Origin of the sequence: Nostoc sp., from assembly GCF_036917755.1 — a bacterium.
GTDB lineage: Bacteria > Cyanobacteriota > Cyanobacteriia > Cyanobacteriales > Nostocaceae > Nostoc.
Map to the genome: position 1 here is coordinate 1 of NZ_JBALFC010000066.1, position 10,122 is coordinate 10,122.

Annotated in this window: 8 protein-coding genes and 1 pseudogene; 4 read left to right on the plus strand and 5 right to left on the minus strand. The window is 43.0% G+C overall.

The annotated features are described in order from the left end of the window. Positions 1-625: 625 nt before the first annotated feature. From V7L05_RS34715 to V7L05_RS15960, 4 genes and pseudogenes are all read left to right on the plus strand, one after another. Positions 626-1,006: pseudogene (locus V7L05_RS34715) on the plus strand (HEAT repeat domain-containing protein); the annotation flags it as partial. 18 nt (positions 1,007-1,024) lie between these two features. Continuing rightward, positions 1,025-3,046: a HEAT repeat domain-containing protein gene (locus V7L05_RS15950; protein ID WP_442937864.1), complete on the plus strand. Its 2,022-nt coding sequence runs from the start codon at positions 1,025-1,027 to the stop codon at positions 3,044-3,046. A gap of 154 nt (positions 3,047-3,200) precedes the next feature. Beyond that, the gene (locus V7L05_RS15955; protein WP_335165361.1) at positions 3,201-3,668 is read left to right on the plus strand and encodes a DUF29 domain-containing protein; all 468 of its coding nucleotides are present in this window, start codon (positions 3,201-3,203) and stop codon (positions 3,666-3,668) included. 653 nt (positions 3,669-4,321) lie between these two features. Further along, positions 4,322-5,989, plus strand: coding sequence for an MBL fold metallo-hydrolase (locus tag V7L05_RS15960; RefSeq protein ID WP_335165363.1), 1,668 nt, complete (start codon positions 4,322-4,324; stop codon positions 5,987-5,989). A 71-nt stretch (positions 5,990-6,060) separates the two neighbouring features. Here the strand turns inward: V7L05_RS15960 and V7L05_RS15965 are convergent, their stop codons facing one another. The 5 genes from V7L05_RS15965 to V7L05_RS15985 all read right to left on the minus strand — a co-directional run bounded on the left by V7L05_RS15965 (position 6,061) and on the right by V7L05_RS15985 (position 9,884). Then, positions 6,061-6,372, minus strand: a complete 312-nt coding sequence (locus tag V7L05_RS15965; RefSeq protein ID WP_012408115.1) for a DUF6679 family protein — start codon at positions 6,370-6,372, stop codon at positions 6,061-6,063. A 630-nt stretch (positions 6,373-7,002) separates the two neighbouring features. Beyond that, a complete protein-coding gene (locus tag V7L05_RS15970; RefSeq protein WP_335165364.1) occupies positions 7,003-7,221 on the minus strand; it encodes a hypothetical protein in 219 nt (72 codons plus the stop codon). Between the two features lie 377 nt (positions 7,222-7,598). Then, positions 7,599-8,387 (minus strand): Nif3-like dinuclear metal center hexameric protein, encoded by a 789-nt coding sequence (locus V7L05_RS15975; RefSeq protein WP_335165366.1) that lies wholly within the window; start codon positions 8,385-8,387, stop codon positions 7,599-7,601. A gap of 39 nt (positions 8,388-8,426) precedes the next feature. After that, positions 8,427-9,176 carry a hypothetical protein gene (locus V7L05_RS15980; protein WP_335165368.1) on the minus strand — a complete coding sequence of 250 codons (750 nt, stop codon included), beginning with the start codon at positions 9,174-9,176 and terminating at the stop codon, positions 8,427-8,429. 294 nt (positions 9,177-9,470) lie between these two features. Next, positions 9,471-9,884, minus strand: coding sequence for a secondary thiamine-phosphate synthase enzyme YjbQ (locus tag V7L05_RS15985; protein ID WP_335165369.1), 414 nt, complete (start codon positions 9,882-9,884; stop codon positions 9,471-9,473). Positions 9,885-10,122: the final 238 nt, after the last annotated feature.

Below are 10,122 nucleotides of genomic sequence, written 5' to 3' on the forward strand. Positions count from 1 at the left end.
GAGTCATTGGTGATTTTTTCGTCTCCTTACCTCTTGCATAATCTCTTACTTTTGTCAATGTTCATGTTAAGAAAGATGTGGGTAATGGATAGCTTACAAAGGGGGATTTAGGGGGATCATTAAGGACTATGCACCTTAACCGAATCGTATTGAGAGTTTCCTAAGTTGCAAAACGAGATGTATCTTTTGGTTAATGAACCTCAGAGCTTCGTGAATGAACCTCAGAGCTTCGTGAATGAACCTGAGAGCTTTGTAAATGAACCTCAAAGCTTCGTGAATGAACCTGAGAGCTTTGTGAATGAACCTGAGAGCTTTGTAAATGAACCTCAAAGCTTCGTGAATAAACCTCAGAGCTTCGTGAATGAACCTCAGAGCTTTGTAAATGAACCTCAGAGCTTCGTCGATAAACCTCAGAGCTTTGCAAATGAAGCTTAGAACTCCGTTAAAGGACTTCCAATTAACAAAAGTATCCAACCAATGAACGCACTGGCGTTATTAGATCCCCGACTTCTCCAAGAAGTCGGGGATCTTGTAGTTCACGAATGATTTAGGATTGCTTTAGAACTCTGGGCAGGCTGGGTACTATACCGTTAACCGCGTGTAATCTGCCATCTTGCACCCAATTATGATCACCATACCCCGCCACACCAGCAAGCCGCTCTTTTTCCTTTTCTGTTTCACCCTGCTTCTGACTTTCCTCCTCTGTCTACCTTGGGTAAACGCCAAAGAAACCCCCAAACCCAAACCACAACCTTGGCAGATTGAAGGCATAATAGCAGCCCTTGACGACAGCTACCCCAAAGTGAAGGGATATTCTTTCGATAAATTAGCTACATATGAGGGGCAAGATTTAAAAATTGTGCTTAAGAAACCGGAGGAAATTGCCCAGAAAGCTGCTAATATCCTCAAGGATCAAAAGGTGGACTCAGATGTTCGTCTCAGTGCGGCAAAAGCATTGGGCAACTTCGGGCAGGCAGCAGCCAAGTATATCCCTGACATCCTCAACTTCCTCAAGGATGAAAAGGTGGACTCATATGTTCTTGGCACAATTCGTGCCAGAGTTAGTTTCTATGAGGCAAAGGTATTGAGTAACTTCGGGCAGGCAGCAGCCAAGTATATCCCTGACATCGCCAACATCCTCAATGATGAAAAGCTGGACTCAGATGTTCGTCTCAGTGCGGCAGAGGCATTGAGCAACTTCGGGCAGGCAGCAGTCAAGTATATCCCTGATATTCTCAACATCCTCAAGGATGAAAAGATTGCTAATGGTAATCGTCTCAGTGCGGCAGAGGCATTGGGCAACTTCGGGCAAGCAGCAGCCAAGTATATCCCTGACATCCTCAACTTCCTCAATGATGAAAAGGTGGACTCCATTGTTCGTGCTAATGCAGGAAAGGCATTGGGCAATTTCGGGCAGGCAGGAACCAAGTATATCCCTGACATCCTTAACTTCCTCAATGATAAAAAGGTGGACTCCACTGTTCGTGCTAGTGCGGCAGAGGCATTGGGCAATTTCGGGCAGGCAGCAGCCAAGTATATCCCTGACATCGCCAACATCCTCAAGGATGAAAAAGTGGACTCCATAGTTCGTGTTAGTGCAGGAAAGGCATTGGGCAATTTCGGGCAGGCAGCAACCAAGTATATCCCTGACATCGCCAACATCCTCAAGGATGAAAAAGTGGACTTATATGTTCGTCTCAGTGCGGCAGAGGCATTGGGCAACTTCGGGCAGGCAGCAACCAAGTATGTCCCTGACATCGCCAATATCCTCAAGGATGAAAAAGTGGACTTATATGTTCGTCTCAGTGCGGCAGAGGCATTGGGCAATTTCGGGCAGGCAGCAGCCAAGTATATCCCTGACATCGCCAACATCCTCAATGACGAAAAAGTGGACTCCATAGTTCGTGTTAGTGCAGCAAAGGCATTAGGCAATTTCGGGCAGGCAGCAGCCAAGTATATCCCTGACATCGTGAACATCCTCAATGATGAAAAGCTGGACTCATATGTTCGTCTCGATGTGGCAGAGGCATTGGAAAATATCACAAAATTAGAGTTAAAAGAAGTTGTTCTAATTCTGAATAATTTTTATAAACGTGATGACTCAGGATATTTAAATTGGCGTTTTTTAACCTATTTCTTGGGTGGTGGCACTGAAGAAGTGAAAACTCTACTCAAATGGCTTGACGCTTCTCAAGCGACTCCTGACAAACTTACACATGATGAAGGTGTCAAAATCCTTAACGTATTTCTGGAAGCTTGGAAGGGCACTAAGGGGCTAGAACGTTTACGTAGCGAGTTAGCTAAACAAATTTCCGAAGTTGCCGTTAACAAAAACGTTCTTTGGAAATTACAGGATATTAGTTTACTACAAAGCCATTTCAGTAACCTCAAAAAAGCGAACTCCACCCATGCTAATGCAGTGCAATCAGCTTATTTAACAGAAGTCCTCAATAACCAGCAATCCCAAGAAGAGTTAGATGCTGTCCGCCGAATTCTTTCCAATCCAATGGATTTAACAGTGGTAGCGCTGATGCTATCACAAGGTAAGGAGCCAAACTTGTTTTGCCTGCAAGAACAGCAATACAACCTGATGGCGGCAGAATACCAGCAAGAATGGAAACAAGATTTTCCGCTCAAAAGAGTTTCCGCCGCCGTCTACCAAATGCGACTCGAAGACAAACAAGCCCTACCTGGCGATGAATTTCACCAAGTTGTCAAGTCTCTGGAAGACGATAAATACAAGATGGTAGTCAGCCGTCAGTGGCAAGATGAAAAAAGCGAAGCGAAGAAAGAATGGTACTTCCGCCACGATAAAATCATGGATTTCTTCTTAGTGCAAAACTTTCTGGGCGAAAGTGATGCAGCCGAAGGACTATTAGTTGATAGAATGGGCGATCCGCGTTTTCGTGGTGTTTATTTTTTGCTAGCAACCTTACTTGAGATAGATGCAGCCAAAGAACTGCGGGAAAAATTGATTCAATACGCGGCGGATACTAAAGACAATACGGTGAGTAATACCTTTGTGCAATTGTTGCGGACAAGATAAGTGGGGCATGGGGCATTGGGTATTGATTATTTCTCCCTTAACACTTGGATGTGCGACGCCGAATAGCCCGTCGTAGACATCGCTTTCATCGCTATGATCGGATAAACTTTCAAGGCTAGCTGGAATGTTGAATAACTGGGAGTTGATCTGAGAAATGCCTCACACACTATACGATCAAGATTTGCAATTATGGATTGAGCAAACCATTCAACAGTTACAAAATCATGATTTTGAGGCGTTGGATATTGAGCATTTGATTGAGGAGCTAGTTGATTTGGGTAAGGCTGAGAAAAATGCGCTCAAAAGCAATCTGACAATTTTGTTGGCGCATTTACTCAAGTTACGAGTTCAGTATGATGTACCGGATAGCATGAAAAGCAGCTGGTATAGCTCAATACTTGAACATCGTCAGCGAGTTTTGAATAATTTGGCAGATACTCCTTCTCTAAAAAGTTTTCTGGTAGAGGCGGTGGAAAAAGCCTACCCAGATGCTCGAAAGCTAGGGATTAAGGAAGGTAAGCTAGCTAAGTTTGGAATTCGGATACCGCAAGAAAGTGAGTATCCCACCGTTTGTCCTTTTTCGATTGAGCAGATTCTAGATGAAGATTTTTACGGGCTGTAGAGAATTGCGTCACCGAACAGCCCGTCGTAGACATCGCACTCATTCATATTGGTTTACATCTAGATCGATAGACAGGTGAACCGAAAAGTTCTACAATCTGACTGATTGCGGTAAATTTACCTATTGCCCAATCCACATAAGCATAGTAAAGATTTTCTAGTGATTGCGTTTGATTGCCCAAGCACTAAATTAATATAGGAAAGTCTTTGAGTTAAGGGACAGCAAACTAATGGATGTAAAGCTGATTCTAGCTGGATTAACAGTTATATTTACGCTTTCGTGCTTATTTTTTGGCACGAAAAATGGATTCTATGATTCAGATAACTATCACGGCAATGGTTCTGCACATTGAGATAAGTCTGTAGACGCTTGGGTGACTTGCCTTATGGTGAGTTGGCTAAGATAGCTCAGAACTTGCAAAGGGAAAATAAACAAGAGCCAAACTCCTTTAGCTCCTAATTTGATGGCTTCTTGTTAGCCCACCTTTCCGAACCAGTGCGGGTTCGGTGGAGGCGTCCTCCCCAATCAAAAATCCGTATTCTCAGGGTGTAGGGGCGCACGATAAAACTTACCCCTAAGTCACAAAACCAAAATTTGTGTAACTTTTGGCTTTTGGGATATGTCCATGATGATGAGGTTTGAGGGGAGGAAGCATGAGGGATAATCTGTCGGCATCTTCTCGCGTAGATGCTGCGGAAGCGAGTAGTGAATTAGAATGTTTGCCCTATAGTGTCCAGCATGACAATGAGGGCGTGTGTTTATTGGTGAAGATGGGGCCACACCGCATCCTGTTGGATTGTGGTTTGGAGGATATTTCATCGCTGGCTAATGGGCTTACGAAGTCAGGACGTGGAGCTAGTTCGCCCCCACCAGCAGATTTAGTTTTGATTAGTCACGCCCACCCAGATCACGCCAGAGGCTTACTGGAACTGCATAAAGCTTTTCCCAAGTTACCTATTTATGGCAGCGAAGTAACCAGCAAGTTACTGCCACTGAATTGGAAAGACCAAGAAAGAGAGAAAATTTCCCAGTTTTGTCATGCCTTGCCGTTGCGATCGCCTGTAGAATTCCAAGATGGTCTGGTAGCAGAATTATTTCCCGCAGGGCATCTACCAGGGGCAGTAGCGATTCTACTTACCTACACCACCCAGCAGCGTACTTACAAGCTACTGTATACAGGCGACTTTTTCCTGTCAAACTCCCGCCTGGTAGAAGGCTTGCGTTTAGAGGAACTGCGGGGCTTAGACTTGGATGTGCTAATTATTGAAGGCAGTTATGGCACATCCCGTCATCCTCACCGCCGCAACCAAGAAAATCAACTAGCAGAGCGAATTAATCGAGCGATCGCTGACCATTGTTCTGTAATCCTTCCCACCCCGGCTTTAGGATTAGGTCAAGAACTATTAATGCTCTTACGCTCTCATCACCACTTCACCGGAAGAGATTTAGATATCTGGGTAGATGGTGCTGTCGCCACTGGCTGTGATGCGTACCTAGAACTGCTACCCCATCTCCCCCCATCCGTGCAGAACTTCGCCCGCCATCAACCCTTGTTTTGGGATGAACGGGTGCGTCCCCGCGTGCGTCGTTTACAACCAGAACATCGTCCCACTGTGGGCAAGTCACCTTGTATTGTCCTCACCGACTCTACATCTGATTTAGGTGAACATTGCCAACTAGACACCGGCCCTTGGCTGATCCTTCTACCAGAAAAAATTGATATAAAAGTTAATAAAGAATATTTAGCGCCTACCAATGTCGAAACCTATCTTTTGGCTCAACATAGTGATGGCCCTGGTACTACGCAACTAATTCATAATTTGCGACCCCAGCACGTCATTTTTGTCCACGGTTCTCCGACCTACTTGGCAGACCTGACTAGCTTAGAGGAGTTGCAAAACCGTTACCATATACATTCCCCGGCGGCTAACACCTTAGTAGAACTGCCCATCGGCGATAACTTTTTACAACCAGCAGCACCAGAAACTAACTACGAAGGCGAACTGACAGAGTTAGGAACAGTAATCACCATCACCATACCCAACGTGATTACTGCCGATCCGCGTTGGCGGCAATTTGCCGATACTGGTTTAATCGAAGCTCGTTGGCAAGGCGAAGAACTAGTATTAAGGGGATTGTCTCAACGAGAACTGCTCAACCAAAATAGCGATCGCTATACATGGACAGATGTAGACTGTTGTGGTACTTGCCGACATCAAAGGGGGCAGAGGTGTTGGAATCCAGCTTCCCCGTTGTATAACTTTAAGGTAACTCTAGAAGGTTACTGTCCGGCTTTTGAAGGTTTGAATGATAGCCAATAGTCATTAGTCCGGTGCCCTTTGTCATTTTTAACTAATGACTAATGACTAATGACTAATGACTAATGACTGATTTATTCTGGATTCGAGTCAGTGTAACGGTTGTGGATGCGTTCAGCTTCGGGACAATCTTCAGTCATCAGAGGTTCCACATTACCGCGTGGTACTGAAGCCAATTTTTGCGTTACAGCACCAATGCTCTCGAGGCGAACCATTTCTTCCCAAGAACAAACTTCGTCTTCTTCTTCTGTTTCATAGCGTAGGGTCACTAAATCTCCCTCTATGTCGATGATGCGGGCGCGTTCAATCCAGCGTTGCTGGTCCCGCAAGAAAACACATACCTCGCGCCCATCGCAACACAGTTGATAAATCTTGCGGTGTAGCATGTACTGTTTCTGCCTTTTTAAACAACGTAGTTAAACCTGTCAAAATCTGGGTTCTACCCCATTACATTACACCTTTCGGAGGTTAATTTCACTGTTCCCAACAACTATGCTTCATGAACCAATCCTAAGATTTGCTTGTAGTTGTCAAATATCAGGAAATGTGGGGTCATCAATCAATGGTTGGTCTAGCAATGAACTCAATCTCCCTCCGGCTCGTTCTAGGGAATGTCTGCTTGATAAAAGTCAAACAATTCAGTACCTGTCCTAACCAGGTTCATATTTCTTGGTGAGTCTTTATTACCATTATGTAATAATGAATACTCCAAAACAATCGTTGATTGCGGTTGTTTAACTTGCCTACTTTTAATCATTGGCATTACTGGGAAGTCCGGGGACTTGATTTTACTTTTACCCACTTGTATCTGATCTTAACTCATTCTCTTGCTGACCTTGATGGTTTTCAACAACAAGACCCAATGAGTTTTGAGTTTTTAAGGTTTTTGGCTGATCATTACTAAGAAAAAAGCAACGAAGTATAGGGAAAAGGCAGAAAGAAAAGCAAAGGATATAGAGGCAGAGGGGAAAGACGATGAGAAAATTCCCCTCTGTCCTCCATCTTCTGTGGAAGTATCAGCAAGATTTATATGGTAGGGGAAATTCCATAAGCACATTTGACGAGGAAGCTTCTCGTTTAATTTGACCTGCGCGAACTGCATTGTATAAGGTTGCTAGGGCTGACAAATCCTGTTCCTTCCAGCATTTAGTGGCCAGCACTTGCTGGAGTAAACCCTCAGATTCAACACTAAGACATCCAGTTTGGAAGGCAGATTCAACGAGGGTGCGAATCATCTTGATTAGGGCAGAGTAAACAATTTGTTACGTCAAGTGTGGAACATTTTCTTCTGCTACTAGTTGATATGGAACATAAGTATTATGTGATTATAGTTACACGTAATTAGTGATTTGCATCACACTAGCATGATAATAATCTGTCACAAGATTAGCTCTAGGTGCGTCTATAGCAGTCTGCTTTGATTTTTGTTCGCGCAGCGTGGCGTAGCCATAATTATTTGCGTAGACAGGGAGTAGGGAGTAGGGAGTAGGGAGTGGGGAGTGGGGAAGAAGCCTTTTTGGGGTGTACTGATTTTTTTCAAAAATCAAATACGAGTCCTATATATGGGAGGATGTCACGCAATTATGCAAAAAATCTAGTGAAACATCAGCAATCAAGCAAAAAACTGGCGGAAATCTTCATCTTTTTGACTTAATTGCACCCAGTCTAGGTTTAAGGACTGGAATTTTTGCACCAAGCGATCGCAAGCTGGACGTTCGGTAGCATAATGTCCAGCATCGATTAAAATAAGATTGCAATCGCGGCTTTCTTGAAACTGATGAAATTTACAATCAGAAGTCAGATAAGCTTGAGCGCCAGTTTTGGCGACGCCTGAAATGTAACTAGCCCCCGAACCACCCAAAACGGCAACTCGTGAAATTGTTTGCTGTAAATCAGCAGTTGGGGAAAAAATCAAATTAGGGGGAGCAAGTCGGGTTTGAATGGTTGCGAGTAACTCCTGTAATGTCAGAAATGGCTCTAGCAAACCAACACGCCCATATCCTAATCCGGCTTGTGTAGGTACTATGGGAGTCACTTCTTTGAGTTCTAAAATCTGAGCCAAAACGTCAGCAGTACCATCCTGCACTTGGTCAAAATTCGTGTGAGCAGTATAAATACCAATATTGTGGGTAAAGGCTAACCGTACCATTTCGGCGATCGCTTCACCAGTGCGTAAAGATTTGAGAGGATTAAAAATTAAGGGATGATGGGCAAATATCAGATTAGCATTCAGAGCGATCGCTTCCTGCATTACTGCCAAAGTCGGCGTCAAACAGACCAAAACCCGTGTTTTTTCCGGCAAAACTCCTGGTTCAATCTGCCAGCCACAATTATCCCAGCTTTCACACCAAGCCGGATTTGCCCATGCTTCAAACCAAGTAATTAAATCAGCAATTTTCATAATTATTTTCTTCAGCAATTTTTAATTTTTAATTGCTAATCAGTGTCTCTGTGGTTGAATATCTAATTTTAATGCTAATTGCTGGCGCATTTCTTGGAAAGGTTTGTTCCATACAGGGCTAGCATTCCAGTTCCACACTGCTACTGGGATAAGTTGTTCTTCAGCAAGACAAGTTAGCAGACGGTATTCATCTTCTGGTTCACGAGAAAATGTGAAGGGATTGCGGTAGCCGGTATCACAGAGTTTATAAGATGTCACCTGACCGTGACTAATACGTTGTAAAAGTTCTTTACCTTTGACGAGCAAATAATCCAAAAAAACCAGACTGAAAGGCTCTATATGTGCGCGTTTTTGTGGCTCTTTTTGTACCCATCTTGCCCAGTCAAATCCATACATAAAATCGTGAACGTAACGAAAGCGCATTTCGGTTTTATTTCCGAACATCTCTATCAGAGAAACCATCTTTTCACCAAAAACTGTTAAGAAACTAACAGCGCCCTCACCTGCGATTAAAGCTTGCCTAAGCATACTACTTACCAGAAAATCAAAATCCCAGAAGATGTTTTCTGGAAAGTTTTGCAATTGAGTATGGACTATGCTTACGAGAGTTTCTTGAAGGTTTGTGATAATTTGAATGTCCGTGTTTTGTTCAACAATCAAATTTCCCAATTCTGCAAAACTGGTAATTAATGTCTTTTGGGGATTAAGTGACAATAGGTTAACAGACTGCTGGGCAAATATCTCATCAATAAATTGGAAAGTATGAGTTGGTGTCACTTTTTGCTTCATAGTAATTGAAATTGCCCACGCAGCCTACACTAAATATTAGTGTATGTCGGAATAAGTAGATGATTAAATAATCACAAATAAACTTAACTTTTAAATTTACAAATTGACACGAATTATTTAGTGTGTATCTAGTTAATCTTGCATCAATAATTTTTATATTATAAAGTTATAGCGGCGAAATTTATTTAATGTATATCACCGCGCAGTTTATTATATTATAAGCAAAGAATACGCATTCTAAACAGAGTATTTACACTGGACAAAACTACACTTTAAAGAAATTAAAATTCAGAACTATCCAGAAATGTGAACAACTAATTCTCTTACATGACTGCGCTGGCGGTGTTCCCAAATATAAATTCCTTGCCAAGTTCCCAGCACCAGATGACCACGATTAATGGGGATATGTTCCGAAGTGTGGGTAAGTGCGGTACGAATGTGTGCCGGCATATCATCGGGGCCTTCTGCATCGTGGATGTATTTGCCTGATTCTGGGACGATTTTCGCCATAAAGTTAGCTAAATCCACAAGAACATCGGGATCAGCATTTTCTTGGATGACTAAACTGGCTGAAGTGTGGCGCAAAAATAGAGTACAAAGACCAGTTTCAACTCCCGACTCTGTAACTATGGCTTCAATTTTCGCGGTGATGTTGTAAAAAGATTTGCTAGTAGTGGAAATTTTTAGTAACTTTTGGTAGTGAGTCATTTAAAGCAGTAATTATTGATGATAGTAAAAGCTATATTAGCAGTTCAATCTGCTCGATTTGGTTGTTGTTCTGCCGTTGGTTGATCACTAGACTGAGTATGTCTTCTCCTAAAGAGGCTTAACACCGCATTTACAGACTTTTTGTAACTGCCTAGCTAGTAGTAATTGAGGCGAGAAAAACACAGACATTACCAAGTAGCGCCTGAGTAATAACTTGCAGTAAGTTAAGACCCTGCTT

Excerpts from the sequence above, each read along its gene's own strand:
- V7L05_RS15985 (WP_335165369.1), bottom strand. The coding sequence starts at position 9,884 with ATGACTCACTACCAAAAGTTACTAAAAATTTCCACTACTAGCAAATCT.
- V7L05_RS15965 (WP_012408115.1), bottom strand. The coding sequence starts at position 6,372 with ATGCTACACCGCAAGATTTATCAACTGTGTTGCGATGGGCGCGAGGTA.
- V7L05_RS15960 (WP_335165363.1), top strand. The coding sequence starts at position 4,322 with ATGAGGGATAATCTGTCGGCATCTTCTCGCGTAGATGCTGCGGAAGCG.
- V7L05_RS15975 (WP_335165366.1), bottom strand. The coding sequence starts at position 8,387 with ATGAAAATTGCTGATTTAATTACTTGGTTTGAAGCATGGGCAAATCCG.
- V7L05_RS15980 (WP_335165368.1), bottom strand. The coding sequence starts at position 9,176 with ATGAAGCAAAAAGTGACACCAACTCATACTTTCCAATTTATTGATGAG.
- V7L05_RS15970 (WP_335165364.1), bottom strand. The coding sequence starts at position 7,221 with ATGATTCGCACCCTCGTTGAATCTGCCTTCCAAACTGGATGTCTTAGT.
- V7L05_RS15955 (WP_335165361.1), top strand. The coding sequence starts at position 3,201 with ATGCCTCACACACTATACGATCAAGATTTGCAATTATGGATTGAGCAA.